The organism is Streptomyces sp. NPDC048185 (genome assembly GCF_043202495.1).
In the GTDB taxonomy this organism is placed as follows: domain Bacteria; phylum Actinomycetota; class Actinomycetes; order Streptomycetales; family Streptomycetaceae; genus Streptomyces.
The window spans coordinates 348,714-374,971 of sequence record NZ_JBIDAN010000007.1 but is presented as its reverse complement, the minus strand read 5'-3'; the positions used below and the strand labels follow the sequence as shown (position 1 = coordinate 374,971).

At 71.8% G+C, this 26,258-nt stretch carries 22 protein-coding genes; 14 read left to right on the top strand and 8 right to left on the bottom strand.

Going from position 1 to position 26,258, the window contains the following annotated elements; translation table 11 throughout:
• The first annotated feature begins 10 nt into the window (after positions 1-10).
• The 13 genes from ACGF3H_RS22835 to nuoN are packed head-to-tail and all read left to right on the top strand — an operon-like array spanning position 11 to position 15,721.
• Complete coding sequence (locus ACGF3H_RS22835; protein WP_029381065.1) at positions 11-565, top strand: NADH-quinone oxidoreductase subunit B family protein; 555 nt, start codon at positions 11-13, stop codon at positions 563-565.
• Entirely contained in the window at positions 562-1,317 is a 756-nt protein-coding gene (locus ACGF3H_RS22830) for an NADH-quinone oxidoreductase subunit C (RefSeq protein WP_362492396.1), read from the top strand. The genes ACGF3H_RS22835 and ACGF3H_RS22830 overlap by 4 nt, the downstream gene beginning before the upstream one ends.
• The gene (locus tag ACGF3H_RS22825; protein ID WP_362492398.1) at positions 1,314-2,636 is read left to right on the top strand and encodes an NADH-quinone oxidoreductase subunit D; all 1,323 of its coding nucleotides are present in this window, start codon (positions 1,314-1,316) and stop codon (positions 2,634-2,636) included. The genes ACGF3H_RS22830 and ACGF3H_RS22825 overlap by 4 nt, the downstream gene beginning before the upstream one ends.
• Entirely contained in the window at positions 2,633-3,505 is an 873-nt protein-coding gene (gene nuoE / locus ACGF3H_RS22820) for an NADH-quinone oxidoreductase subunit NuoE (protein ID WP_362492400.1), read from the top strand. Before ACGF3H_RS22825 ends, nuoE begins: the two co-directional genes overlap by 4 nt.
• Entirely contained in the window at positions 3,502-4,851 is a 1,350-nt protein-coding gene (gene nuoF, locus ACGF3H_RS22815) for an NADH-quinone oxidoreductase subunit NuoF (protein ID WP_362492402.1), read from the top strand. Before nuoE ends, nuoF begins: the two co-directional genes overlap by 4 nt.
• On the top strand, positions 4,848-7,352 hold the full coding sequence (locus ACGF3H_RS22810; protein WP_362492405.1) for an NADH-quinone oxidoreductase subunit G: 2,505 nt from the start codon (positions 4,848-4,850) through the stop codon (positions 7,350-7,352). The genes nuoF and ACGF3H_RS22810 overlap by 4 nt, the downstream gene beginning before the upstream one ends.
• A complete protein-coding gene (nuoH, locus tag ACGF3H_RS22805; protein WP_362492407.1) occupies positions 7,349-8,725 on the top strand; it encodes an NADH-quinone oxidoreductase subunit NuoH in 1,377 nt (458 codons plus the stop codon). The genes ACGF3H_RS22810 and nuoH overlap by 4 nt, the downstream gene beginning before the upstream one ends.
• A complete protein-coding gene (nuoI, locus tag ACGF3H_RS22800; RefSeq protein ID WP_362492410.1) occupies positions 8,718-9,359 on the top strand; it encodes an NADH-quinone oxidoreductase subunit NuoI in 642 nt (213 codons plus the stop codon). The genes nuoH and nuoI overlap by 8 nt, the downstream gene beginning before the upstream one ends.
• The gene (locus ACGF3H_RS22795; RefSeq protein WP_362492414.1) at positions 9,356-10,213 is read left to right on the top strand and encodes an NADH-quinone oxidoreductase subunit J; all 858 of its coding nucleotides are present in this window, start codon (positions 9,356-9,358) and stop codon (positions 10,211-10,213) included. Before nuoI ends, ACGF3H_RS22795 begins: the two co-directional genes overlap by 4 nt.
• Positions 10,210-10,509 carry an NADH-quinone oxidoreductase subunit NuoK gene (gene nuoK / locus ACGF3H_RS22790; RefSeq protein ID WP_062928520.1) on the top strand — a complete coding sequence of 100 codons (300 nt, stop codon included), beginning with the start codon at positions 10,210-10,212 and terminating at the stop codon, positions 10,507-10,509. The genes ACGF3H_RS22795 and nuoK overlap by 4 nt, the downstream gene beginning before the upstream one ends.
• 15 nt (positions 10,510-10,524) lie before the next feature.
• On the top strand, positions 10,525-12,489 hold the full coding sequence (gene nuoL, locus ACGF3H_RS22785) for an NADH-quinone oxidoreductase subunit L (protein WP_362492416.1): 1,965 nt from the start codon (positions 10,525-10,527) through the stop codon (positions 12,487-12,489).
• A 5-nt stretch (positions 12,490-12,494) separates the two neighbouring features.
• On the top strand, positions 12,495-14,066 hold the full coding sequence (locus ACGF3H_RS22780; RefSeq protein WP_362492418.1) for an NADH-quinone oxidoreductase subunit M: 1,572 nt from the start codon (positions 12,495-12,497) through the stop codon (positions 14,064-14,066).
• On the top strand, positions 14,063-15,721 hold the full coding sequence (gene nuoN, locus ACGF3H_RS22775; protein ID WP_362492420.1) for an NADH-quinone oxidoreductase subunit NuoN: 1,659 nt from the start codon (positions 14,063-14,065) through the stop codon (positions 15,719-15,721). Before ACGF3H_RS22780 ends, nuoN begins: the two co-directional genes overlap by 4 nt.
• An 80-nt stretch (positions 15,722-15,801) precedes the next feature.
• Here nuoN and ACGF3H_RS22770 read toward each other — a convergent pair whose 3' ends face one another.
• Entirely contained in the window at positions 15,802-16,185 is a 384-nt protein-coding gene (locus ACGF3H_RS22770; RefSeq protein WP_393585261.1) for a Uma2 family endonuclease, read from the bottom strand.
• Between the two features lie 38 nt (positions 16,186-16,223).
• Between ACGF3H_RS22770 and recQ the strand changes: the two genes are divergently transcribed.
• Entirely contained in the window at positions 16,224-18,191 is a 1,968-nt protein-coding gene (recQ, locus tag ACGF3H_RS22765; protein WP_362492422.1) for a DNA helicase RecQ, read from the top strand.
• A 13-nt stretch (positions 18,192-18,204) separates the two neighbouring features.
• On the opposite strand, the gene ACGF3H_RS22760 is transcribed toward recQ, so the two are convergent.
• The 7 genes from ACGF3H_RS22760 to ACGF3H_RS22730 all read right to left on the bottom strand — a co-directional run bounded on the left by ACGF3H_RS22760 (position 18,205) and on the right by ACGF3H_RS22730 (position 26,250).
• Positions 18,205-20,934: a fumarate reductase/succinate dehydrogenase flavoprotein subunit gene (locus ACGF3H_RS22760; RefSeq protein ID WP_393585140.1), complete on the bottom strand. Its 2,730-nt coding sequence runs from the start codon at positions 20,932-20,934 to the stop codon at positions 18,205-18,207.
• An 11-nt stretch (positions 20,935-20,945) separates the two neighbouring features.
• Positions 20,946-21,734, bottom strand: coding sequence for an ABC transporter ATP-binding protein (locus ACGF3H_RS22755; protein ID WP_362492424.1), 789 nt, complete (start codon positions 21,732-21,734; stop codon positions 20,946-20,948).
• A complete protein-coding gene (locus ACGF3H_RS22750; RefSeq protein WP_362492426.1) occupies positions 21,712-22,614 on the bottom strand; it encodes an ABC transporter permease in 903 nt (300 codons plus the stop codon). Before ACGF3H_RS22750 ends, ACGF3H_RS22755 begins: the two co-directional genes overlap by 23 nt.
• Positions 22,611-23,972, bottom strand: a complete 1,362-nt coding sequence (locus ACGF3H_RS22745; RefSeq protein ID WP_362492428.1) for an ABC transporter substrate-binding protein — start codon at positions 23,970-23,972, stop codon at positions 22,611-22,613. Before ACGF3H_RS22745 ends, ACGF3H_RS22750 begins: the two co-directional genes overlap by 4 nt.
• Before the next feature lie 13 nt (positions 23,973-23,985).
• Positions 23,986-24,213, bottom strand: coding sequence for a ferredoxin family protein (locus tag ACGF3H_RS22740; RefSeq protein WP_010986276.1), 228 nt, complete (start codon positions 24,211-24,213; stop codon positions 23,986-23,988).
• 35 nt (positions 24,214-24,248) lie between these two features.
• A complete protein-coding gene (locus ACGF3H_RS22735; RefSeq protein WP_362492430.1) occupies positions 24,249-25,037 on the bottom strand; it encodes a GntR family transcriptional regulator in 789 nt (262 codons plus the stop codon).
• Positions 25,038-25,311: 274 nt separating this feature from the next.
• A complete protein-coding gene (locus ACGF3H_RS22730) occupies positions 25,312-26,250 on the bottom strand; it encodes a M56 family metallopeptidase (RefSeq protein WP_362492433.1) in 939 nt (312 codons plus the stop codon).
• Positions 26,251-26,258 lie beyond the last annotated feature (8 nt).

Sequence of the window (26,258 nt, the reverse complement as noted above, 5' to 3'; positions counted from 1 at the left end):
GCCTTTAGTCATGGGACTCGAAGAAAAGCTGCCGAGCGGCTTCCTGCTGACCACCGTCGAGCAGGCCGCGGGCTGGGTGCGCAAGTCGTCCGTCTTCCCCGCCACGTTCGGCCTCGCGTGCTGCGCCATCGAGATGATGACCACCGGCGCCGGCCGCTACGACCTGGCGCGCTTCGGCATGGAGGTCTTCCGCGGTTCGCCGCGGCAGGCGGACCTGATGATCGTCGCGGGCCGGGTCAGCCAGAAGATGGCGCCGGTGCTGCGGCAGGTCTACGACCAGATGCCGAACCCCAAGTGGGTGATCTCCATGGGGGTCTGCGCCTCCTCGGGCGGCATGTTCAACAACTACGCGATCGTCCAGGGCGTCGACCACATCGTCCCGGTCGACATCTACCTCCCCGGCTGCCCGCCGCGGCCCGAGATGCTGATGGACGCCATCCTCAAGCTCCACCACAAGATCCAGAACTCCAAGCTCGGGGTGAACGCCGAGGAGGCGGCCCGCGAGGCGGAGGAGGCGGCGCTCAAGGCCCTGCCCACCATCGAGATGAAGGGGCTGCTGCGGTGAGCGACGCGAACAACACCCCGGGTGACGCGAACGGTCCCAACCCCGAGAAGGACCTGTCCGCGCAGAACCTCCCCGGCCAGCGCGGCCAGGGCGGCGAGGAGATCCGCGTCCAGCGCGGCATGTTCGGCGCCGCCAACGGCGGCGACACCTCCGGCTACGGCGGACTGGTCCGCTCGGTCCGCCTCCCGGGACCGGCGAGCAGGCCCTACGGCGGCTGGTTCGACGAGGTGGCCGACGAGCTCGAGGGCGCGCTGGAGGAGCAGGGACTGCTGCCCGAGAACGCCATTGAGAAGACGGTCGTCGACCGCGACGAACTGACCTTCCACATCGAGCGCGAGCACCTGGTCCGGGTGGCGAGGACCCTGCGCGACGACCCGGCCCTGCGCTTCGAGCTGTGCACCGGCGTCAGCGGCGTCCACTACCCGAACGACGAGGGCCGCGAGCTGCACGCCGTCTACCACCTGCGCTCGATCACCCACAACCGGCTGATCCGGCTCGAGGTCAGCGCTCCCGACAGCGACCCGCACATCCCGTCGCTGTTCGCCGTCTACCCGACGAACGACTGGCACGAGCGCGAGGCGTACGACTTCTTCGGCATCGTCTTCGACGGTCACCCGGCCCTGACGCGGATCATGATGCCGGACGACTGGCAGGGCCATCCGCAGCGCAAGGACTACCCCCTCGGCGGCATCCCCGTCGAGTACAAGGGCGCCCAGATCCCGGCTCCGGACCAGCGGAGGTCGTACTCGTGAGCACTTCCCACGCCTCCTCCAGGGAGACGACCGAAGGCACCGTCTACACGGTCACCGGCGGCGACTGGGACGAGGTCGTCCAGACCGCGGCCCGCGCCGACGACGAGCGCATCGTCGTCAACATGGGGCCCCAGCACCCGTCCACCCACGGAGTGCTCCGCCTGATCCTGGAGATCGACGGCGAGACGGTCACCGAGGCCCGCTGCGGCATCGGCTACCTGCACACCGGCATCGAGAAGAACCTCGAGTACCGGACCTGGACGCAGGGCACGACGTTCGTGACGCGCATGGACTACCTGACGCCGTTCTTCAACGAGACGGCGTACTGCCTGGGCGTCGAGAAGCTCCTCGGCATCGAGGACCAGATCCCGGACCGGGCCTCCGTCATCCGGGTCCTGCTGATGGAGCTGAACCGGCTCTCCTCGCACCTGGTGTGCATCGCCACCGGCGGCATGGAGCTCGGCGCCACCACGATCATGATCTACGGATTCCGCGATCGTGAACTGATTCTCGACCTCTACGAGCTGATCACCGGCCTGCGGATGAACCACGCGTACATCCGCCCCGGCGGACTCGCCCAGGACCTGCCGCCGGGCGCGGTGGACCAGATGCGCGAGTTCGTGAAGAAGATGAAGAAGAACCTCCCGGAGTACGACAAGCTCGCCACCGGGAACCCCATCTTCAAGGCCCGCATGCAGGACGTCGGCTACCTCGACCTGGCCGGCTGCATGGCCCTCGGCGCCACCGGCCCGATCCTGCGCTCCACCGGCCTGCCGCACGACCTGCGCAAGACCCAGCCGTACTGCGGCTACGAGACGTACGACTTCGACATCCCGACCGCCGACACCTGCGACTCCTACGGCCGCTTCCTGATCCGGCTGGAGGAGATGCGCCAGTCGCTGCGGATCATCGAGCAGTGCCTCGACCGGCTCCAGCCCGGCCCGGTCATGGTCGCCGACAAGAAGATCGCCTGGCCCGCCCAGCTCGCGCTCGGCCCGGACGGGCTCGGCAACTCGCTGGACCACATCAAGAAGATCATGGGCACCTCCATGGAGGCCCTGATCCACCACTTCAAGCTGGTCACCGAGGGCTTCCGCGTGCCGCCGGGCCAGACCTACGCGGCGGTCGAGTCGCCCAAGGGCGAGCTCGGGGTGCACGTCGTGTCCGACGGCGGCACCCGCCCCTACCGGGTCCACTTCCGCGACCCGTCCTTCACCAACCTGCAGGCCATGGCGGCGATGTGCGAAGGCGGCCAGGTCGCCGACGTCATCGTCGCGGTGGCGTCCATCGACCCCGTGATGGGAGGCGTCGACCGGTGACCACCTCTTCTTCGGAGCGGGGCGTCAGCCTGGGCATGCCGGAACTGCCCGCGCCCGCCTACCCGGACGACGTCCGGGCCCGGCTGGAGGCCGACGCGCGCGAGGTCATCGCCCGCTACCCCGACTCCCGGTCCGCCCTCCTGCCGCTGCTGCACCTCGTGCAGTCGGAGGAAGGGCACGTCACCCGCACCGGCATGCAGTTCTGCGCGGACATGCTGGGCCTGACCACGGCCGAGGTCACGGCGGTCGCGACCTTCTACACCATGTACCGGCGCGGGCCGAGCGGCGACTACCAGGTCGGCGTCTGCACCAACACGCTGTGCGCGGTCATGGGCGGCGACGCGATCTTCGAGTCGCTCCAGGAGCACCTGGGCGTCGGCAACGGCGGGACCACCGACGACGGCAAGGTCACGCTGGAGCACATCGAGTGCAACGCGGCCTGCGACTTCGCCCCGGTCGTGATGGTCAACTGGGAGTTCTTCGACAACCAGACCCCGGCGAGCGTCCGCGCCCTCGTCGACGACCTGCGCGCGGGACGGCCGGTGACGCCCACCCGGGGTGCTCCGCTGTGCACCTTCAAGGAGACCGCCCGCATCCTGGCCGGCTTCCCCGACGAGCGGGAGGGCGCCGTCGCGGCCGGCGGCAGCGCGGGGCCCGCCTCCCTGGCCGGGCTGAAGCTGGCCAAGGGCGAGGTGTCCGCCGCGCGCGTGGTGCACCCGCGGGACGGCGGACCGCACGACACGTCGCAGGACCGTGCCGTGCACGACCCGTCGCCGCAGGAGTACCTCAGCTCGCACGACGCGCCGCAGGACACATCGGCCTCCGACCCGGCCCACCCCGCCGGGCCCGCAGCCGAGGAGGGGGAGTGATGACCTTGGCAGCCGAGATCAAGGACCACAGCCCGGAGAAGCTGCTCGCACCCGTGCTGTCGGCCTTCTGGGACGAGAACGAGTCCTGGACGCTGGACGTCTACCGCAGGCACGAGGGGTACGAAGGGCTCCGCAAGGCGCTGGCGATGCCGCCGGACGACCTGATCGCGTACGTCAAGGAATCCGGTCTGCGCGGCCGCGGCGGCGCCGGCTTCCCGACGGGCATGAAGTGGCAGTTCATCCCCCAGGGGGACGGCAAGCCGCACTACCTCGTCGTCAACGCCGACGAGTCGGAGCCGGGCACCTGCAAGGACATCCCGCTCCTCTTCGCCAACCCGCACAGCCTCATCGAGGGCATCGTCATCGCGTGCTACGCCATCAGGTCGTCGCACGCCTTCATCTACCTGCGCGGCGAGGTCGTCCCCGTGCTGCGGCGGCTGCACGAGGCCGTGCGCGAGGCCTATGCGGCCGGCTTCCTCGGCGAGAACATCCTGGGCAGCGGGCTCGACCTGGAACTCACCGTGCACGCGGGCGCTGGCGCGTACATCTGCGGTGAGGAGACCGCACTGCTCGACTCGCTCGAAGGCCGCCGTGGTCAGCCGAGGCTCCGTCCCCCCTTCCCCGCCGTCGCGGGTCTCTACGCGTGCCCCACTGTGGTGAACAACGTGGAGTCGATCGCGTCGGTTCCCGCGATCCTGAACAAGGGCAAGGACTGGTTCAGGTCGATGGGCAGCGAGAAGTCCCCGGGCTTCACGCTGTACTCGCTCAGCGGCCACGTCGCGAGCCCCGGCCAGTACGAGGCCCCGCTCGGCATCACCCTGCGCCAGCTCCTCGACATGAGCGGCGGGATGCGCCCCGGTCACCGGCTGAAGTTCTGGACGCCCGGCGGTTCCTCGACGCCGATGTTCACCGACGAGCACCTCGACGTGCCCCTCGACTACGAGGGGGTGGGCGCCGCCGGTTCCATGCTCGGCACCAAGGCGCTCCAGTGCTTCGACGAGACGACCTGCGTGGTGCGGGCCGTCACCCGCTGGACCGAGTTCTACGCCCACGAGTCCTGCGGCAAGTGCACACCCTGCCGCGAAGGCACGTACTGGCTCGTGCAGCTGCTGCGCGACATCGAGGCCGGCAAGGGCTCGATGAGCGACCTCGACAAGCTCAACGACATCGCCGACAACATCAACGGCAAGTCCTTCTGTGCCCTCGGCGACGGTGCCGCCTCGCCGATCTTCTCCTCGCTCAAGTACTTCCGCGAGGAGTACGAGCAGCACATCACGGGCCGCGGCTGCCCCTTCGACCCGGCCAAGTCGACGGCCTGGGCCGACCGCACGGAGGTGAACGCATGACCGTGACCACCAGCTCTCCCGCCGGCGGGGGAGAGGCGGCGGTCCCGCCGGAGGACCTCGTCTCGCTGACGATCGACGGCATCGAGATCAGCGTGCCCAAGGGCACGCTGGTCATCCGGGCCGCCGAGCAGCTCGGCATCGAGATCCCCCGGTTCTGCGACCATCCGCTCCTCGACCCGGCCGGCGCCTGCCGCCAGTGCATCGTCGAGGTCGAGGGCCAGCGCAAGCCCATGGCGTCCTGCACCATCACCTGCACCGACGGCATGGTGGTGAAGACCCAGCTCACCTCGCCCGTCGCGGAGAAGGCCCAGCACGGCGTGATGGAGCTGCTGCTCATCAACCACCCGCTGGACTGCCCGGTCTGCGACAAGGGCGGCGAGTGCCCCCTGCAGAACCAGGCCATGTCGCACGGTCAGGCCGAGTCCCGCTTCGAGGGGAGGAAGCGGACCTACGAGAAGCCGGTGCCGATCTCCACGCAGGTGCTGCTCGACCGCGAGCGGTGCGTGCTGTGCGCCCGCTGCACCCGGTTCTCCAACCAGGTCGCGGGCGACCCGATGATCGAGCTGATCGAGCGCGGCGCGCTCCAGCAGGTCGGCACCGGGGAGGGCGACCCGTTCGAGTCGTACTTCTCCGGCAACACCATCCAGATCTGCCCGGTCGGCGCGCTCACCTCGGCGGCGTACCGGTTCCGCTCCCGCCCGTTCGACCTGATCTCCTCGCCGTCCGTGTGCGAGCACTGCTCCGGCGGCTGCGCGACCCGCACCGACCACCGGCGCGGCAAGGTCATGCGGCGCCTCGCGGCGAACGACCCCGAGGTCAACGAGGAGTGGATCTGCGACAAGGGGCGGTTCGCCTTCCGGTACGCGCAGCAGCGCGACCGGCTGGAGACACCCCTGGTGCGCAACGCGGAGGGCGAGCTGGAACCGGCCTCCTGGCCGGAGGCCCTGCAGATCGCCGCGCAGGGGCTGCTCGCCTCACGGGGCCGGACCGGTGTCCTGACCGGCGGCCGGCTCACCGTCGAGGACGCCTACGCGTACAGCAAGTTCGCGCGCGTGGCGCTCGACACCAACGACATCGACTTCCGCGCGCGCGTGCACAGCGCCGAGGAGGCCGACTTCCTGGCCGCCCGGGTCGCCGGACGCGGCCGCGACCTCGACGGCACCGGCGTCACCTACACGGCGCTGGAGAAGGCGCCGGCCGTGCTACTGGTCGGGTTCGAGGCGGAGGAGGAGGCGCCCGGCGTCTTCCTGCGGCTGCGCAAGGCCTGGCGCAAGCACGGGCAGAAGGTCTTCTCGCTGGCCACCCACGCCACCCGGGGGCTGGAGAAGGCCGGCGGCACGCTGCTGCCCGCCGCACCCGGCACCGAGACCGAGTGGCTGGACGCGCTCGGGAGCGGCGTCGGCCTGGAGGACGGCGGTGCCCAGGCCGCCGAGGCCCTGCGCGCCGAGGGTGCCGTGATCGTCGTCGGCGAACGCCTGGCGTCCGTGGCCGGGGGCCTCACCTCCGCGGTACGGACCGCCACCGCGACCGGCGCCCGGCTGGTGTGGATCCCGCGCCGGGCCGGGGAGCGCGGCGCGATCGAGGCCGGTGCGCTGCCGTCGCTGCTGCCGGGCGGGCGCCCCGCGACCGACCCGCGCGCGCGTGAGGAGGTCGCCGCGGTCTGGGGCCTGGCCGACCTTCCGCACCGCTACGGCCGCGACACCGGCGAGATCGTCGAGGCCGCCGCGCGCGGCGAGCTCCAGGCGCTGCTCGTGGCGGGCGTGGAGGTCGCCGACCTGCCCGACCCGACGCGTGCGCGCGCGGCGCTCGCCGAGGCCGGCTTCGTGGTGTCGCTGGAGCTGCGGCCCAGCGAGGTCACCCGGCACGCCGACGTGGTCCTGCCCGTCGCCGCGGTCGCCGAGAAGGCCGGGACCTTCCTCGACTGGGAGGGCAGGGTGCGCTTCTTCGAGGCCGCCCTCAAGCCCGACCAGATGACCCGCCGTCTCGCGCCCACCGACGCGCGCGTGCTCCAGATGCTCGCCGACGCCATGGACGTCCACCTGGGCCTGCCGGACCTGCGCACCACGCGCGCGGAGATCGACCGGCTCGGCGCCTGGGACGGGCCGCGGGCCGGTGAACCGCTGCACACCGCGAGCGCGCTGCCCCGGCCCGCCGCCGGGGAGGCCGTGCTCGCCGGGCACCGGCTGCTGCTCGACCAGGGCGTCCTCCAGCAGGGCGACGAGGCGCTCGCCGGCACCCGGCACGCCGCACGCGCGCGCCTGTCGGCCGCCACGGCAGCCGAGGCGGGCGTCAAGGACGGCGACGTCCTCGCCGTGACCGGACCGGCCGGAGCCGTCGAACTCCCGCTGGAGGTCACCGAGATGCCCGACCGGGTGGTCTGGCTCCCGCTGAACTCGGCCGGCGCCGGCGTCGCCTCCGACGCCGGAGCACTGCCCGGAACCCTCGTCCGCATCGGCCCGGCCACGCTCGCGGGCGAGGCCCCCAAGGAGGTGGAGGCATGAGCCCGTACCTCGCCGCTGAAGACCTCTCGATGTTCGGCACCGACCCCTGGTGGCTGGTGGTCGTCAAGGCGGTGTTCTGCTTCGCCTTCCTGATGGTGACCGTGCTGTTCTCCATCGTGTGGGAGCGCAAGGTCGTCGCCTGGATGCAGCTGCGCATCGGCCCCAACCGGCACGGCCCCTGGGGCATGCTCCAGTCGCTCGCCGACGGCATCAAGCTGATGCTCAAGGAAGACGTCGTCGTCAAGCGCGCCGACAAGGCGGTGTACGTCCTGGCGCCGATCGTCGCGGCCGTCCCGGCCTTCATGGCGATCGCGGTGATCCCCTTCGGGCCGGCCGGCAACGAGATCTCGATCTTCGGTCACCGCACCGCCATGCAGCTCACCGACCTGCCGATCGCCATGCTGTTCATCCTGGCGGTCGCCTCGGTCGGCATCTACGGCATCGTGCTCGCCGGCTGGAGCTCCGGATCGACGTACCCGCTCCTCGGCGGCCTGCGGTCCTGCGCGCAGATGATCTCCTACGAGATCGCGATGGGCGCCGCGTTCGCCTCGGTGTTCCTCTACTCCGGCTCGATGTCCACCTCGGAGATCGTCGCCCAGCAGAACGACCGCTGGTACATCGTGCTGCTGCCGGTCTCCTTCATCCTCTACATCGTCACGATGGTCGGCGAGACCAACCGCGCCCCCTTCGACATGCCGGAGTCCGAGGGCGACCTGGTGGGCGGCTTCAACACCGAGTACTCGTCGATCAAGTTCGCGATGTTCATGCTCGCCGAGTACGTGAACATGGTGACGGTCTCGGCGGTCGCCACCACGCTGTTCCTCGGCGGCTGGCGGGCCCCGTGGCCGATCAGCACCTTCTGGGAGGGCGCCAACCACGGCTGGTGGCCGCTGCTCTGGTTCGTCGTCAAGGTCCAGCTGCTGCTGTTCTTCTTCATCTGGCTGCGCGGCACCCTCCCGCGCGTGCGCTACGACCAGCTGATGAAGCTCGGCTGGAAGGTCCTCATCCCGGTCTCCCTGGTCTGGCTGATGCTCGTCGCCACCGTGCGGGCCATGCGGAACGAGAACTACGGCTTCACCGACATCGCCCTCTACATCGGCGGCGCCGTCCTGGCCCTGCTGCTGTTGTCCTTCGTCGCCGACATCTACCGCGACAAGGGCAAGGGCGCCGAGGAGCCCGCCGGGGAACCGGCCGCCTTCGACCCGATGGCCGGCGGGTTCCCCGTGCCGCCGATGCCCGGACAGGAGCTGCCCCCGGTGCCGCGGCGCCGCCCGCGCCGGGACCGGGAGCTGATTGTCAGTGGCGGACCCGATACTCAGAGTGACGGACCTCTGGGCGGATCTACGGATGGAAAGGAGGCGTCCGATGGCTGAGGAACCCAAGGGGACCGACCCCGGTTTCCTGAACCCCGTGGCCGGCTTCGGCGTGACCTTCAAGGCCATGTTCAAGAAGCGGCTCACCGAGCAGTACCCGGAGCAGCAGAAGACCACCGCTCCGCGCTTCCACGGACGGCACCAGCTCAACCGCCATCCGGACGGCCTGGAGAAGTGCGTCGGCTGCGAACTGTGCGCCTGGGCGTGTCCCGCCGACGCGATCTACGTGGAGGGCGCGGACAACACGGACGAGGAGCGCTACTCGCCGGGCGAGCGGTACGGCCGCGTCTACCAGATCAACTACGCCCGCTGCATCCTGTGCGGCCTGTGCATCGAGGCGTGCCCCACGCGCGCGCTGACGATGACCAACGAGTTCGAGCTGGCCGACTCCACCCGCGCCGACCTCATCTTCACCAAGGAGCAGCTCCTGGCCGGCCTGGAGGAGGGCATGGTCGACTCGCCCCACGCCATCTACCCGGGCACGGACGAGCAGGACTACTACCGGGGCCTGGTCACCGAGGCCGCGCCCGGCACGGTCCAGCAGGTCGCCCACTCCAAGGGAGAGGTCGTCCAGGAGGGCGACTCGACCTTCGGCGGCACCGAGCCCGCGTCCGAGGAGGTGATCCGCCGATGAGCGCGCAGCTCGCCGCCACGGCGACTCTCGCCGCCGGCACCTCCACCGGTGAGGCCGTCCAGTTCTGGATCCTCGGCACCGTCGCGGTGATCGGCGCCCTGTGCACCGTCTTCATGAAGAAGGCCGTGCACAGCGCGCTCTGCCTCGCCGGGACCATGATCGTGCTGGCGGTGTTCTACCTCGCCAACGGCGCCTACTTCCTCGGCATCGTGCAGATCGTCGTCTACACGGGCGCGGTCATGATGCTGTTCCTGTTCGTGGTGATGCTCGTCGGCGTCACCGCGGCGGACTCCCTGAAGGAGACCATCAAGGGCCAGCGCTGGCTGGCCCTGGCCAGCGGGCTCGGCTTCGGCATCCTGCTGATCGCCGGCATCGGCAACGCCTCCCTCAAGGAGTTCGACGGCCTGGCCCAGGCCAACGCGAACGGCAACGTGGAGGGCATCGCGTCCCTCATCTTCACCAAGTACGTCTTCGCCTTCGAGATCACCGGCGCCCTGCTCATCACGGCCGCCGTCGGCGCCATGGTGCTCACCCACCGCGAGCGCACCGAGCGGGCCAGGACGCAGCGCGAGCTGTCCGAGCAGCGCGTCCGCGACGGCAAGTACCTGCCGCCGCTGCCGGCGCCCGGCGTCTACGCCCGGCACAACGCGGTCGACATCGCGGGCCTGCTGCCCGACGGCACCCCGTCCGAGCTCACCGTCAGCAAGACGCTCCGGGACCGGGGCCAGGTGCGCGACGTCTCGATGGAGGCGCTGAACGACCTCAAGGCCCTGGAGCAGCGGGCCGAGGAGCGCCTGGAGCGCAGGGCGGTCGGCCCGGCCACCTTCAAGAGGTCCGAGGAGGCGTCGAAGTGAACCCCGTCAACTATCTCTACCTCGCGGCCCTGTTGTTCACGATCGGTGCCACCGGGGTGCTGATCCGGCGCAACGCGATCGTGGTCTTCATGTGCGTCGAGCTGATGCTCAACGCCTGCAACCTCGCGTTCGTCGCCTTCTCCCGGATGCACGGCAACCTCGACGGCCAGATCATCGCCTTCTTCACGATGGTCGTCGCCGCCGCCGAGGTCGTGGTCGGGCTCGCGATCATCGTGTCGCTGTTCCGTGCCCGCCACTCGGCCTCGGTCGACGACGCCAGCCTGATGAAGCTGTAAGGGGTCGGGAGAAAAGTGGAGAACCTGATTGCGCTGCTCGTGGCGGCGCCCCTGCTCGGAGCGGTGGTCCTGCTGTGCGGCGGACGCCGGCTGGACGCCGTCGGCCACTGGATCGGCACCCTGCTCGCCGCCGTGTCCTTCGTGATCGGCGTCGTCCTCTTCGCCGACCTGCTCGGCAGCGGCGCCGAGGACCGCACCCTGACGCAGCACCTGTTCAGCTGGATCCCGGTGGAGGGTTTCCAGGCCGACGTCGCCTTCCGGCTCGACCAGCTGTCGATGACGTTCGTCCTGCTGATCACCGGCGTCGGCTCGCTGATCCACCTGTACTCGGTCGCGTACATGGAGCACGACGAGCGCCGCCGCCGCTTCTTCGGCTATCTGAACCTGTTCCTCGCGGCGATGCTGATCCTGGTCCTCGCCGACAACTACCTGCTGCTGTACGTCGGCTGGGAGGGCGTCGGTCTCGCCTCCTACCTGCTGATCGGCTTCTGGCAGCACAAGCCCAGCGCGGCCACGGCCGCGAAGAAGGCCTTCCTGGTCAACCGCGTCGGCGACATGGGCCTGTCGATCGCGATCATGCTGATGTTCCTCTGGTTCGGCACCTTCGCCTTCGGGCCGGTGCTCGGCTCGCTGGAGGAGCCCGGCCTCGCGGGGCAGGCCGGCGAGGGCAAGCTCACCGCGATCGCGCTGATGCTGCTGCTCGCCGCGTGCGGCAAGTCCGCCCAGGTGCCGCTGCAGTCCTGGCTCGGTGACGCGATGGAGGGCCCGACCCCGGTCTCCGCCCTCATCCACGCCGCGACCATGGTGACCGCGGGCGTCTACCTGATCGTCCGCTCGGCAGCCGTCTTCAACGGCGCTCCGGACGCCCAGTTGGTGGTCACGGTCGTCGGCGCGGTCACGCTGCTGTTCGGTGCGATCGTCGGTTGCGCGAAGGACGACATCAAGAAGGCGCTGGCCGGCTCGACCATGTCGCAGATCGGCTACATGGTGCTGGCCGCGGGCCTCGGCCCCATCGGCTACGTCTTCGCGATCATGCACCTGGTGACGCACGGCTTCTTCAAGGCCGGGCTGTTCCTCGGCGCGGGTTCCGTCATGCACGGCATGAACGACGAGGTCGACATGCGCCGCTACGGCGGACTGCGGAAATACATGCCCGTCACCTTCGTCACCTTCGGCCTCGGCTACCTCGCCATCATCGGCTTCCCGGGCCTGTCCGGCTTCTTCTCCAAGGACAAGATCATCGAGGCGGCGTTCGCCAAGGGCGGCACCGAGGGCTGGATCCTCGGCGCCTGCGCCCTGCTGGGCGCGGCCATCACCGCGTACTACATGACGCGCGTGATGCTGATGACGTTCTTCGGCGAGGAGCGCTGGCGCAAGGCGCCGACACCGTCCCCGGCCGAGCCCGACGTGGAGCCGGCCGCCGAGACGCGCGGCGAGTACACGCCGCCGCACCCGCACGAGTCCCCGAAGATCATGACGATCCCGATGATCGTGCTGGCCGTCGGGTCGGTGGCGGGCGGTGCCTTCTTCAGCATCGGCGACCGCTTCCTGCACTGGCTGGAGCCCGTCACCGGGCACAGCCACGGCGACGCGCCCCTCAGTGCCGGGGTGATCACCGGGGCCACCGTGGCCTGCATGGTCGTCGGCGTGGCGATCGCCTGGGCGCAGTACGGACGCCGTCCGGTCCCGGCCGTCGCCCCGCGCGGCTCGCTGCTCACCCGGGCCGCCCGGCGCGACCTGCTCCAGGACGACTTCAACCACGTCGTGCTGGTCCGCGGCGGCGAGCACCTCACGCGCTCGCTGGTCTACGTCGACCACACCCTGGTCGACGGGGTCGTCAACGGCTCGGCGGCCTCGGTCGGCGGCCTGTCCGGGCGGATGCGCAAGCTGCAGAACGGCTTCGCGCGCTCGTACGCGGTCTCGATGTTCGGCGGTGCGGCACTCCTCGTCGCCGCGACCCTGCTGATGAGGGCGGTCTGATACCGATGTCCTTTCCCCTGCTGACAGTCACGGCGGCCCTCCCGGCCGTCGGGGCGATCGCCACGGCCGCCGTACCGGCCGCGAAACGTACCGCGGCCAAGTGGCTGGCGCTGCTGTTCTCGCTGGCCACCCTCGCCCTGGCGATCGCGGTGCTGGTCCGCTTCGACCCCGGCGGCGACCGCTACCAGCTGACCGAGTCGCACTCCTGGATCGCGGACTTCGGCGTCCGGTACGAACTGGGTGTGGACGGCATCGCGGTGGCGCTGATCGCGCTGACCGCGCTCCTGATCCCCTTCATCGTCCTCGCGGGCTGGCACGACGCCGACCCGCTGGAGACCGGCAGCAAGCGGTGGCGGCCGACGCAGGGCTTCTTCGCCCTGATCCTGGCCGTCGAGGCGATGGTGATCATCTCGTTCGAGGCCACCGACGTCTTCCTCTTCTACATCTTCTTCGAAGCCATGCTGATCCCGCTGTACTTCCTGATCGGCGGCTTCGGGGACCGGGCCCACGAGCACGGCGAGAAGACGGCCGCCACGCAGCGGTCGTACGCGGCGGTGAAGTTCCTCCTCTACAACCTGGCCGGCGGTCTGATCATGCTGGCCGCGGTGATCGGGCTGTACGTGGTCGCCGGGAACTTCTCGCTCACCGAGATCGCCGAGGCGCGGGCCAACGGGTCGCTGGACATGGCGACCGACACCGAACGCTGGCTGTTCCTCGGCTTCTTCTTCGCCTTCGCGGTGAAGGCGCCGCTGTTCCCGCTGCACACCTGGCTGCCCAACGCCATGGGGGAGTCGACCGCCCCGGTCGCCGTGCTGATCACGGCGGTCGTCGACAAGGTCGGCACCTTCGCGATGCTCCGCTTCTGCCTCCAGCTCTTCCCGGAGGCCAGCAAGTGGGCGACGCCCGTGATCCTCGTCCTCGCGGTGATCAGCATCATCTACGGGGCGCTGCTCGCGGTCGGCCAGCGCGACATCAAGCGCCTGATCGCCTACGCGTCGATCTCGCACTTCGGCTTCATCATCATGGGCATCTTCGCGATGACCAGCCAGGGCCAGTCCGGCGCGACCCTGTACATGGTCAACCACGGCATCTCGACCGCCGTGCTGATGCTGATCGCCGGCTTCCTGATCTCCCGGCGCGGCTCGCGGCTCATCGCCGACTACGGCGGTGTGCAGAAGGTCGCCCCGGTGCTCGCCGGCACGTTCCTGATCGGCGGCCTGGCCACCCTGTCGCTGCCGGGGCTCGCGCCCTTCGTCAGCGAGTTCCTGGTGCTGGTGGGGACGTTCACGCGCTATCCGGTGATCGGCATCGTCGCCACCCTCGGCATCGTCCTCGCCGCGCTCTACACCCTCGTCCTCTACCAGCGGACGATGACCGGCCCGGTGAAGCCCGAGGTGACGGCCCTGCCGGACCTGCGGGTGCGGGAGCTGGTGGTGGTGGCGCCGCTGGTGGCGCTGCTGATCTTCCTGGGCGTCTACCCGAAGCCCGTCACGGACATCGTCAACCCGGCGGTGCAGCAGACCATGTCAGACGTACACAAGAAGGACCCCCAGCCCGAGGTGGAGGCGGCCAAGTGAGCGCATCAGCCGTCCACAGCCTGTGGACAACGGCGGCAACGGCGGCCGACCCGATCGCCAAGATCGACGCGCCGAAGATCGAGTACGGGCAGCTCGCGCCCACGCTCATCGTCATCGGCGCGGCGATCGTCGGAATCCTGGTCGAGGCCTTCGTGCCGCGCAGGTCCCGCTACTACGTACAGACGTTCGTGTCCGTCGTCGCGCTCGTCGCCGCGTTCGCCGCGGTCGTCGCGCTGGCGGCGCGCGGATACGGCACGACCAAGGCGGGCATCGCGGCGATGGGCGCCATCGCCGTGGACGGACCGGCCCTCTTCCTGCAGGGCACGATCCTGCTGGCGGCCCTGGTCGGCGTGTTCACCTTCGCCGAGCGGCGGCTCGACCCCGAGACGCACGGCAACCGCGTCGACTCCTTCGCCGCACAGGCCGCGGCCGTGCCGGGCAGCGAGAGCGAGCAGAAGGCGGTCAAGGCGGGCTTCACCACCACCGAGGTCTTCCCGCTCCTGCTCTTCGCGGTCGCCGGCATGCTGATCTTCCCGGCGGCCAACGACCTGCTGACGCTCTTCGTCGCCCTGGAGGTCTTCTCCCTCCCGCTGTACCTGCTGTGCGCGCTGGCCCGGCGCAAGCGGCTGATGTCGCAGGAGGCGGCGGTCAAGTACTTCCTGCTCGGCGCGTTCGCCTCCGCGTTCACCCTGTTCGGCATCGCCCTGCTCTACGGCTACTCGGGCTCGATGTCGTACGGCACGATCGCGCAGGTCGTCGACGGCACCGTGCAGAACGTGACCCCGGCGCTCGCCGGGACCATGGGCAACGACGCGCTGCTGCTCGTCGGGTCGGCGCTGATCGTCATGGGCCTGCTGTTCAAGGTGGGCGCGGTGCCGTTCCACATGTGGACCCCGGACGTGTACCAGGGCGCGCCGACGCCGGTGACCGGCTTCATGGCGGCGGCGACCAAGGTCGCGGCCTTCGGCGCGCTGCTGCGCATCCTCTACGTCGTCCTGCCCGGCCTGCGCTGGGACTGGCGGCCGGTGATGTGGGCCGTGGCGATCGTCACCATGCTGGGCGGCGCGATCGTCGCGATCACCCAGACGGACATCAAGCGGCTGCTGGCGTACTCGTCGATCGCGCACGCGGGCTTCATCCTCGCGGGTGTCATCGCCACCACGCCGGACGGCGTCTCGTCGGTCCTCTTCTACCTGGCCGCGTACTCCTTCGTGACGATCGGCGCCTTCGCGGTGGTCACGCTGGTGCGCGACGCGGGCGGCGAGGCGACGCACCTGTCGAAGTGGGCAGGGCTCGGGCGCAGGTCGCCGCTGGTGGCGGCCGTGTTCGCGGTGTTCCTGCTGGCCTTCGCGGGCATCCCGCTGACCTCCGGCTTCGCGGGCAAGTTCGCCGTGTTCAAGGCGGCGGCGGAGGGCGGCGCGGCCCCACTGGTCGTGATCGGTGTGATCTCGTCGGCGATCGCGGCGTTCTTCTACATCCGCGTGATCGTGCTCATGTTCTTCAGCGAGCCCCGTGCCGAGGGGCCGACGGTCGCGGTTCCGTCCCCGCTGACCATGACGGCGATCGGCGTCGGGGTGGCGGTCACGGTGGTGCTCGGCGTGGCGCCGCAGTACTTCCTGGACCTGGCGGGACAGGCGGGCGTCTTCGTGCGCTGACCCGACGCCCGCCCACCCGGCCACAGCGGCGGCCCGGCCCCCTCGGGGGGCGCCGGGCCGCCGCCGTGCGCCCGGGAGGGCTACTCGCCGCTGCGACGTGCCTTGATCGCGCTCAGGTCCAGATCCATCGGGAAAGGCGCGCTCACCTTCATGCGCTCGCGGAAGATGCCGACGCCGGTGTAGGCGCCGGTGGTGGGCTCGAGCTCGAAGGCGTGGACGACGGCGAGACCCTTCTCGTTCTCCACCCGCCAGTAATGGGTGATGCCGGCCCGGGCGTACTTCAGGGGCTTGGTCTCGCGGTCGCGGGAGACGGAGTCCGGCGAGACGACCTCCACGGTCAGCACGACGGCTGCGGCCGGAACCCGGGTCTGATCAGTGACGAATCGAGCCTGTGGACAACTGCGGAGCTGTCGGCGGGGGCCCCTATCGTTGAGGGAGTGGTCGGGACAGGACGGGCGCGGCAGGACGTACGGGGGACGGGACGATGGGCGTGATCGGCGAGATGACAGGGACGGCAGAGACGGGGCGGCTGGACAGCGAGACGCTGGCCACCCTGCACCGGGTCTTCGGGTACGAGGCCTTCCGCGGTGAGCAGGAGGCGATCGTCGACCACGTGGTGGCCGGCGGCGACGCCGTCGTGCTGATGCCCACCGGCGGCGGAAAGTCCCTGTGCTACCAGATCCCGGCCCTGGTCAGGCCCGGCACGGGTGTCGTGGTCTCGCCGCTGATCGCGCTCATGCAGGACCAGGTCGACGCGCTGCGCGCCCTCGGTGTGCGGGCCGGGTTCATGAACTCCACGCAGGACTTCGACGAGCGTCGCCTGGTGGAGGCCGAGTTCCTCGCCGGCGAGCTGGACCTGCTGTACCTGGCGCCCGAGCGGCTGCGGCTGCAGAGCACCCTCGACCTGCTCTCCCGGGGCAAGATCTCCCTCTTCGCGATCGACGAGGCGCACTGCGTCTCCCAGTGGGGCCACGACTTCCGGCCCGACTACCTCGCCCTGTCCCTGCTCGGCGAGCGCTGGCCCGACGTGCCCCGGCTCGCGCTGACGGCGACGGCCACGCACGCCACCCACCGCGAGATCACCGAGCGGCTGAACATGCCGGCGGCGCGGCACTTCGTGGCCAGCTTCGACCGGCCGAACATCCAGTACCGGATCGTGCCGAAGACCGACCCCAGGAAGCAGCTCCTGGGCTTCCTGCGCGAGGAGCACGCCGGGGACGCGGGCATCGTCTACTGCCTCTCGCGCAATTCCGTCGAGAAGACCGCCGAGTTCCTGGCCCGCAACGGCATCGAGGCCGTGCCGTACCACGCGGGCCTGGACGCCGGCACCCGTGCGGCGCACCAGTCGAGGTTCCTGCGCGAGGAGGGCCTGGTGGTCGTGGCGACCATCGCTTTCGGCATGGGCATCGACAAGCCGGACGTCCGCTTCGTCGCCCACCTGGACCTGCCCAAGTCGGTCGAGGGGTACTACCAGGAGACCGGCCGCGCGGGTCGGGACGGCCTGCCGTCGACGGCCTGGATGGCGTACGGACTCAACGACGTCATCCAGCAGCGCAAGCTCATCCAGTCCGGCGAGGGCGACGAGGCGTTCCGCCGCCGGGCCCAGTCGCACCTGGACGCGATGCTCGCCCTGTGCGAGACCGTCCGGTGCCGCCGCGGCCAGCTCCTCGCCTACTTCGGACAGGACCCGGACCCGGCCGGCTGCGGCAACTGCGACACCTGCCTCACCCCGCCCGAGACCTGGGACGGCACGGTGGCGGCGCAGAAGGTGCTGTCGACGGTGGTGCGGCTGAAGCGGGAGCGCGGGCAGAAGTTCGGCGCCGGGCAGATCATCGACATCCTGCTGGGCAAGCGCACGGCCAAGGTGATCCAGTTCGACCACGACCAGCTCTCCGTGTTCGGCATCGGCGAGGAGCTGTCCGAGGGCGAGTGGCGGGGCGTCACCCGGCAGCTGCTGGCCCAGGGGCTGCTCGCGGTCGAGGGCGAGTACGGCACGCTGGTGCTGACCGACGCCAGTGGGGCGGTGCTGCGGCGGGAGCGGGAGGTGCCGCTGCGCAAGGAGCCCAAGAAGCAGACGGTGGCGCGGGGCGCGGGCGGCTCGCGGGGGGACCGGAAGTCCGGGGCCGCCGCGGCCGAGCTGCCCGCGGAGCTGCTGCCCGCGTTCGAGGCACTGCGCGCCTGGCGCGCGGAGCAGGCCCGAGAGCAGGGCGTCCCGGCGTACGTGATCTTCCACGACGCCACGCTCCGGGAGATCGCCGCGGCCTGGCCCACCTCGGTCGGGCAGCTCGGCGGGATCAGCGGCGTCGGGGAGAAGAAGCTGGCGACGTACGGGGAGGGGGTGCTGGCGGTGCTCGCCGGGCTGGCCGGCGACGCGGCACCGGCCCCTTCCCCCGCGACGACGGACGCCGGACCCGGCCCGCACGACTGGCCCGAGGACGAGCCCGAGCCGGAGCCCGACGACTGGAGATGAGGGTGCGCCCCCGTCACAGGGCCCGGGCCGCGTAGGCCCTGACGTCGGCGTCGCTGTCGCCGGTGGCCGTCGCGAGCGCCGCCCGGGCGTCCGGCGTGGCCCCGGTGTGCCGGGTGAGGGCCAGGACGGCAGCCTTGCGGACATCGGCGTTCGCGTCGGCGAGGACCTTGGCGAGGACGGGGACCGCCGTGTCGGACGCGGCGGCGGACAGCGCGGTGGCCGCGCCCGCCCGGACCTGCCAGGCGGGGTCGGACAGCGCGGCGACCGCCCGGGCCGCCAGCGGGGCCGGGCAGCCCGTGTCCGCCAGCGCCGCGTAGGCCGCGCCCCGCACGAGGGCGTCCGGGTCCTCGGTGAGCCGGTCGAGGGCGCCGCCCGGGTCGGGAGCGGCCCGCAGGGTGCCCAGCGCCTTGGCGACGGCGACCCGGACCTCGCGGGACGGGTCCCCGGCGGCCGGTGAGAGCGACCGGGCGGCGTCCAGGGAGACCAGCCCGCGCACGGCCTCGATGCGCACCGAGGTGTCCGGGTCCGCGAGGGCCTCGGTGAACGTGCCGGGGGTGCCCAGCCGCAGGACGCGCAGCAGGTCGAGCGCGGTGGCGCGGACCACGGGGTCGGACCGGTCCAGCGCCCGGACGAGGTGCTCGCCCAGCGCCGCCTCGGGGGCCAGCGTGTCGGCCAGTTCGCGCAGGGAGGCCGCGGCGGCGGCGCGCACCTCGCCGTCCGGGTCGGACAGGGCGGCGGCGAGCGCCGGACCGGTGCCGGCGGGCACGGTCTCGGTCAGCACGGTGACCGCCGTGCGCCGGACGGCGGGCTCGGGATCGGACAGGTACGGGCGGAGGACGGAGAGTTCGGGCTCGCTGTCGGCCAGGGCCAGCAGCTCCAGCAGCCGGGGCGACGCCGTCGCGGCCGGCCTGTCGGCCGCGTGGCCGCCGTCGCCCGGGGCCACCGTGGGCAGCGCCCCCGTGGCGCGGGGCGCGGCGTGGCGCGCGCCGGCCGTCGCCACCTGCTCCGGGTGCACCTCGCCGAGGTGCCGGGAAGGGCCGCCGGCCGGCGTGAACTCGTCGACCGGCACCAAGTAGGGAGCCACGGGACGGGCCGTGAACTCCATCGCACCGGAGGGGGACTTGTGCAGGTCGAGGTGGTGGAACCAGGAGGCGTCGTCGCGCTCGGGGATGTCGACGCGCTCGTGGTAGAGGCCCCAGCGGGACTCCGTGCGGGCCAGGGAGGCCCGGGCGGCCATCTCCGCGCAGTCGCGGATGAAGGTGACCTCGGCGCACCGCATCAGCTCGTGCGGGGTGCGGGCACCCATCGCCGCGATGTCCGCGCGCATCCGCTCGAACGACTCCAGGGCGAGCGACAGCCGCGCACCGGACTTCGGCGGGGCCACGTAGTCGTTCACGAAGCGGCGCAGTTTGTACTCGACCTGGGGCTGCGGCGGGCCGTCGGGGTTGCGCAGCGGGCGGTAGACCAGTTCGTGCGCGTCGCGCAGCTGGTCGGGAGGCAGCTCGCCGGCGTAGGCGCTGTACTGGGCGGCGTCCGCGCCCGCGAGGTCGCCGAAGACGAACGCGCCGATCATGTAGTTGTGCGGCACGCAGGCCAGGTCGCCGGCGGCGTAGAGGCGGGGGACGGTGGTGCGCGCCTGGTCGTCGACGCGGACGCCGGAGGCGGAGTGGCCGCCGCACAGGCCGATCTCGGAGATGTGCATCTCGACGTCGTGGGTGCGGTAGTCGTGGCCGCGGCCCGCGTGGAAGGTGCCGCGGGTGGGGCGCTCGGTGGAGTGCAGGATCGACTCCAGCGCCGAGACCGACTCCTCCGGGAGGTGGCTGAGCTTCAGGTACACCGGCCCGCGGTCGCTGGCGACCTCGGCGGCGAACTCGGCCATCATCTGGCCCGACCAGTAGTCGGAGTCGACGAAGCGCTCGCCGTGCCGGTTGACCTGGTAGCCGCCGAAGGGGTTGGCGACGTAGGCGCAGGCGGGGCCGTTGTAGTCCTTGATCAGCGGGTTGATCTGGAAGCACTCGATGCCGGTCAGTTCGGCGCCCGCGTGGTAGGCCATGGCGTAGCCGTCGCCCGCGTTGGTGGGGTTCTCGTAGGTGCCGTAGAGGTAGCCGGAGGCGGGCAGGCCGAGCCGGCCGGCGGCGCCGGTCGCGAGGATCACGGCGCCCGCGCGGACGGTCACGAACCGCCCGGTGCGGGTGTGGAAGCCGGCCGCGCCCACCGCCCGCCCTTGCGCCGTCAGCACCCGGACCGGCATCACGCGGTTCTCGATGCGGATCCGCTCGCGCATCTCGCGCCGCCGCAACTGCCGGTACAGGACCTTCTTGACGTCCTTGCCCTCGGGCATCGGCAGCACGTAGGAGCCGGACCGGTGCACCTGGCGGACCGCGTAGTCGCCGTGCTCGTCCTTCTCGAACTTGACCCCGTACGACTCCAGCCGCCGGACCATGTCGAAGCCGCGGGTGGCGGTCTGACGGACGGTGGACTGGTCGACGATGCCGTCGTTGGCGCGGGTGATCTCGGCGACGTAGTCGTCGGGTTCGGCACGGCCGGGGACGACGGCGTTGTTGACGCCGTCCATGCCCATGGCGAGGGCGCCGGAGTGGCGGACGTGGGCCTTCTCCAGCAGCAGCACGTCCGCGCCGTGCTCGGCGGCGGTCAGTGCGGCCATGGTGCCGGCGGTGCCGCCGCCGATGACGAGGACGTCGCAGGAGAGTTCTTCGGCGTCGGTGAGGGCGGGGATCTCCACCAGGGGACCTTTCAGGTGCCGAGGGATGTCAGGACGTCGCGCCGCAGCGCCACGCGGGCCGGATCGTCGTGCGCGGTGCGGTCCCGGGGACGGGGCACGTCGCGCACGGCGGTGAGCCGGCCGGAGCCGAGCAGGGCGACGCGGTCGCCGAGGAACAGGGCCTCGTCCACGTCGTGGGTGACGAACACGACGGTCGCGCCCGTGCCGTGCAGCACCTCGACCAGCAGGTCCTGCATGCCGGCCCGGGTCTGGGCGTCCAGGGCGCCGAAGGGCTCGTCCATCAGGACGGCACGGGGTCGCGCGGCGAGGGCCCTGGCCAGCTGGGCGCGCTGGCGCTGGCCCCCGGAGACGCGGCGCGGCAACTGCCGGGCGTGCGCGGCGAGTCCGACCCGCTCCAGCCAGCCGGCCGCCTGTCGCCGGCGCTCGGCGCGGGGCACGCCCTGTACGGCGAGGGGGAGTTCGACGTTGGCGCGCAGCGAGCGCCAGGGCAGGAGGGCGTCCTCCTGGAAGACCAGCGCGCGGTCCGCCCCCGGCCCGCCGATGCGCCGGCCGTCCTGCTCGGCGGTCCCGGCCAGCGGGGGCAGCAGCCCGGCCAGGGTGCGCAGCAGCGTCGACTTGCCGCAGCCCGACGGGCCGACCACGGTGAGGATCTCGCCCGGGGCGACGTCGACGTCCACACCGGTCAGCGCGGGGGCGCCCGGGTGGCCGAGCACGGCGTCGCGGAGGGCGAGGCGGGTGCCTCGGGAGGAGGTCCGCGGGCCGGCCGCCGGACGGGTCTCAGTCTCGGACGAGGTGCTCATCGCGTGCCTCCTCGGGCTGGGTGCCCTCGCGTGCGGAAGGTGCGGAGGGTGCGGACGGGCGGGCGGAGGGTGCGGCCGTGCCGGCCCGCGCGGACCTGGGGCGGGCGGTGAGCGGGGCGTACGAGGCGCGCGGCAGCCAGTGGGTCAGGCGGCGGCCCAGCAGCTCCACGGCCATGGAGGTCAGCCAGCCCAGCACCCCGATGGTGACCATGCCGACGAACACGCCCGGGTAGTCGACGACGGTGTAGTCCTGCCAGGTGCGGTACCCGACGCCGTACTGACCGGAGATCATCTCGGCGGAGATCACGCAGATCCACGACACGCCGATCCCGACCGACAGGCCGCCGAAGACGCCGGGCAGCGCGCCCGGCAGGACGACCGAGCCGAGCACCCGCCACCGGCCGCCGCCCATCGTGCGCACCGCCTCCTCCCACACGGGCGTCAGCGCGCGGACCGCGTGCCGGGTGGAGACGAGGACCGGGAAGAACGCGGCGGTGCAGGTGATGAAGACGATGCCCTGCTCGTTGGAGGGGAAGAGGATGATCGCGACGGGGACCAGGGCGATCGCCGGGATCGGGCGGATCACTTCCAGCACCGGGCCGAGGAGGTCCTCGGCGAGCCGCGAGCGGGCCACGAGCACGCCCGTGGCCACGCCCAGGACGGCGGCGAGCAGGAAGCCGGTGAGGATGCGGGTGAGACTGTCGGTGAGGTCCGTCCAGTAGTCGGGACCGGCCAGCCGGCCGGCGAAGGCGTGGGCCACGTCGGTGACCGTGGGGAACTGCGAGAAGCGCAGCCAGAGGTCGATGTCCCGGCTGGTCAGGAGCTGCCACAGGCCGAGGGCGGCGGCGAGCGAGGCGACGCGCAGCGCGTACCGGGTCATGACGCGCGCTCCAGGGCCTCGGCGTACGTGACGACGCGTGCCCCGCCGTGCCCGGCGAGGTACGCCTCGGCGGTCTCCGGTGCGACGAAGGGCAGCAGCTCGTCGCCGTCGGCCACCCACACCGACCGGTCGGCGAACCACAGGGTGCCGGTGGTGGTGTCGGGGACGTAGGCGGCCCGCACGTCGTCGCGGTGCGCGGCGACGTGCCGCAGCAGGGCGGTGGGAGAGGTGAAGGGGAGCGTTCTGCGCGCCCCCTTCGGCCAGACCTCGCCGGCCGGCGCCGGAGGCGCGGAGGCGAGCCGTTCGGCGTAGGCGGCGGGGCCGAGTGCCTTCTTCACGTACCGGTCGTCGACGAAGGCGTCCACGTCCACGTCACCGGTCAGCTTCGCGTCCTTGAGGACCGACACGTCCTCCTTCAGGGCCGCGACGAGCTGGGGCTTGATCGCCGGGTCGAAGGTGGCGATGCCCTGGGCGCCGTTGTAGAGGTAGACGGCCTCGGCGGGCAGGCCGGTGGCCTTCGCGACCGACTCGGCGGCGTCCACGGGGTGGGCGTCGAGGTAGTCGGTGGCTTCCGTCTGGGCTTTGAGGAAGGCCTCCAGCACGGCCGGGCGCTTCTTCGCGAAGTCCTCGCGGGCGGTGACCCCGTGGAAGGTGGGCAGGTTCAGCTGCGCACCGTCGTACAGGGCCTTCGCCTTGCCCTGCTGGGCGAGCAGGCCGGGCCAGGCGACGAACTGCGACAGGGCGTCCGCGCTGCCCGAGGACAGGGCCGAAGCGCCCACGGCGGGCTGCTGGTTGAGCTTCTCGATGTCCTCGTCCGGGTCGAGCCCGGCCCGCTGGAGCGCCCGTACGAGGGTGCCGTCGGCGGCCGAGCCGACGCTGGTCGAGACCTTCTTGCCCTCGAGGTCCTTCAGGGACGTGAGGGAGGAGTCCGGTGCGGTGACGATGGTGTTGAGGCCGCCGCGCAGGTTGTAGCCGGTGACCGAGACCAGGTGGGTCGGCTTGCCGAGCTGCTTGCCGCGGGCCGCGTTGATGAGCAGCGGGAAGTCGCCCATCGAGCCGATGTCGATCTTCCCGGCGGTCATCTGCGCGGTGATGGGGGCGCCGGTCGCGTAGTCCTGCCAGTTCACCTTGTAGGTGACGCCGTCGCCGAGGGCGTCGAGCTGCTTCTCGAAGTAGCCGAGGGAGCGCAGGAGGGTGCCGGCCGTGACCGTGTTGATCGTCCGGGACTGGTAGCCGACGGTCACGGTGACCGTCGAGCCGTCGCCGTCGGCCGACGCGCTGCCGCCGCAGGCGGTGAGGGGGAGGAGCAGGGCGGCGGCGGCCGCGGTGGCCAGGACGGCGGAACGTTCGCGTTTCATGGGAGTCGGCCTCTCACCGGAGCAGGTAGGGCATGTTGACCGTGACGGCCCCGGTGGGGCAGCGGGCGGCGCACGGGCCGCAGTACCAGCACTCGTCGACGTGCATGTACGCCTTGCCGTTGCTCTCGTCGATGGCGAGGGAGTCCAGCGGGCACATGTCCACGCAGAGCGTGCAGCCGTCGATGCACTTCGACTCGTCGATGGTCACGGGCACGTCGGCCCGCTGGGGCGCCAAGGGCATGGCTGTCTCCAGGGATGTGCGCGAAGGAGGGTGGGTTACCGGGACCGGTGCAGGAGGCCGCTCATCGCGATGCGGTCACCGCGGAAGCGGATGAACTCCAGGTCGACGGGGCGGCCGTCCGCGAGGTGGGTGAGGCGTTCCAGCATGAGGACCGCCGTGCCGCGCGGGGCCTCGAGGACGGCGGAACAGTGCGCGTCCGCGGTGACCGCTTCCAGGGTGATCTCGGCGTGCCCGAGGGGCCGGCCGGTGACGGACTCCAGGAGGCGGAAGACGTCGGTGTTCTCGAGGTCGGCGCCGAGCAGGGCGCTGCCGATGTCGAGGGGCAGGTAGGTGAGGTCGAGGGAGAGCGGGACGCCGTTCAGGCGGCGCAGGCGCTCGATGTAGAGGACGTCGGTGCCGGGCGGGACGTGGAGGCGTTCGGCGACCGGGGCGGGCGCGCGGACCGGCACCGTGGTGCGGACCTCGTTGGTGACCCGGCCGTGCTCGTGGAGGGTCTCGGCGAGGCCCATCAGGCGGTCCAGGCCGTGGGCGTACTTGCGGGCCACGACCACGGTCCCGACGCCGGGCTGGCGCGCGACGAGGCCTTCGGCGCGGAGCAGGTCCAGTGCCTCGCGGACGGTGTTGCGGGAGGCGCCGTACTCGGTGGCGAGGGCGTCCTCGTGGGGGAGCGTGGCGTCGGGGAAGGCCTCCGTGAGGATCTGACGGCGGAGCAGGTCGGCGAGTTGGCGGGCCCGGTCGGCGCGCAGCCGGCGCCGCGCGCGGTGGGCGGCGACGGTGGTCGCGCCCTGGCCGGCGTGGTCTCGGATGCGGTCGGCGGGGGGCATGGCTGGAACCATACCTATGTGGTGGGGTTCGTGGTGTTGCTGGATTGTTGCGCCACCGGGGGCTTCGCCGGTGCGCGGGGTGAGCTGGGGTTTCCTGGAGTGGGGGGTGAGATGTGCCACCGGGTGGGGGTCGGCTGCGGTGATCCGGCACCTGCCTGCTCGAGGTCCCCTTCGGTGCCGTCGCGTGGGGGTGTGGCCCGGCGTCGCGGGGTGCCGCAGCGCCCACCCCGTGCCGCCCTGGGGGCCGTTCGGGCCGCGACCACCGCCGTGGCGGTCACGTCAGTGCCGTCAGCCCCGGGGCGAAGGTGATCAGGAGGGGGACGAGGGGGACCAGGGCCGCCGTTGCCGTGGTCAGGGCGCGGTCGCGGGGGGTCAGGCGGGGCGGGGGCTCCAGGAGGCGGTCGACCCGTTCGCCGAGGAGGCGGTGGCTGGAGGCGCAGGACAGGACGCCCCGGTGCTGGTTCAGCTCGATCAGCGCCAGCGCCGTCGTCAGGTGGCCGCAGCGGCGGGAGGCGGTGTCGTCGGCGGCGAGTTCGACCAGGCGGTGCGTCTGGTCGCAGAAGTGGGCAAAGAGCGGGACCCGCGGGAAGCCGGTGGCCAGGGCGGTGGACAGGTGCAGCAGCCAGTCGTGCCGGGCCCGGGCGTGACCGCGCTCGTGGGTGAGCACGGCGTCGAGCTGATGGTCGGTGAGGCGGTGCAGGGCGCCCGTGGTGACGATCAGCTGGGGCGGGCTGCCGGGCATCCACCAGGCGTCCGGGTACTCGTCCTCCAGGACCAGCAGGGGACCGCGGGCCCGGGGGAGGCCGGCCGGCAGGTCGGGGGCGCGCTCGCGCAGGTGCGCCCGGGACCGGGCGCGGCGCCGGCGGGCCTCCACCAGCTCGCGGGCGAGCATCGCGGTCGTCCACGCGGCACCCCCGGCCAGCAGCAGGGTGAGGACGGCCGCCCAGGGCGGACCGGCGGAGAGGTTGTAGGCGGCGGTCACCGCCGGCGGCGCCGGCGCGAACAACTGGGCGCGCACGGTGCCGAAGACGGCGGTGGCACCGAGGGCGAGGGACGTCAGGCAGCACAGCAGGACGGTGGCGACCAGGCACTGCCACACCCACAGCGCGACGACGGGATCCCGCTCGGGCCACGCGGACCGGGTGAGCGCGCGCGGCACCGGCACGGCGGCGGTCACGGCGACGGCGAACAGCAGGAGCAGGCAGACGGTCATGCCACGGG

What these genes read in the sequence shown, in the direction of transcription:
- nuoH (WP_362492407.1), top strand. Translation starts at nt 7,349, where the DNA reads ATGAGCCCGTACCTCGCCGCTGAAGACCTCTCGATGTTCGGCACCGAC.
- ACGF3H_RS22810 (WP_362492405.1), top strand. Translation starts at nt 4,848, where the DNA reads ATGACCGTGACCACCAGCTCTCCCGCCGGCGGGGGAGAGGCGGCGGTC.
- ACGF3H_RS22795 (WP_362492414.1), top strand. Translation starts at nt 9,356, where the DNA reads ATGAGCGCGCAGCTCGCCGCCACGGCGACTCTCGCCGCCGGCACCTCC.
- ACGF3H_RS22755 (WP_362492424.1), bottom strand. Translation starts at nt 21,734, where the DNA reads ATGAGCACCTCGTCCGAGACTGAGACCCGTCCGGCGGCCGGCCCGCGG.
- recQ (WP_362492422.1), top strand. Translation starts at nt 16,224, where the DNA reads ATGACAGGGACGGCAGAGACGGGGCGGCTGGACAGCGAGACGCTGGCC.
- ACGF3H_RS22740 (WP_010986276.1), bottom strand. Translation starts at nt 24,213, where the DNA reads ATGCCCTTGGCGCCCCAGCGGGCCGACGTGCCCGTGACCATCGACGAG.
- ACGF3H_RS22745 (WP_362492428.1), bottom strand. Translation starts at nt 23,972, where the DNA reads ATGAAACGCGAACGTTCCGCCGTCCTGGCCACCGCGGCCGCCGCCGCC.
- ACGF3H_RS22735 (WP_362492430.1), bottom strand. Translation starts at nt 25,037, where the DNA reads ATGCCCCCCGCCGACCGCATCCGAGACCACGCCGGCCAGGGCGCGACC.
- ACGF3H_RS22780 (WP_362492418.1), top strand. Translation starts at nt 12,495, where the DNA reads ATGTCCTTTCCCCTGCTGACAGTCACGGCGGCCCTCCCGGCCGTCGGG.
- ACGF3H_RS22730 (WP_362492433.1), bottom strand. Translation starts at nt 26,250, where the DNA reads ATGACCGTCTGCCTGCTCCTGCTGTTCGCCGTCGCCGTGACCGCCGCC.
- ACGF3H_RS22835 (WP_029381065.1), top strand. Translation starts at nt 11, where the DNA reads ATGGGACTCGAAGAAAAGCTGCCGAGCGGCTTCCTGCTGACCACCGTC.
- nuoI (WP_362492410.1), top strand. Translation starts at nt 8,718, where the DNA reads ATGGCTGAGGAACCCAAGGGGACCGACCCCGGTTTCCTGAACCCCGTG.
- ACGF3H_RS22750 (WP_362492426.1), bottom strand. Translation starts at nt 22,614, where the DNA reads ATGACCCGGTACGCGCTGCGCGTCGCCTCGCTCGCCGCCGCCCTCGGC.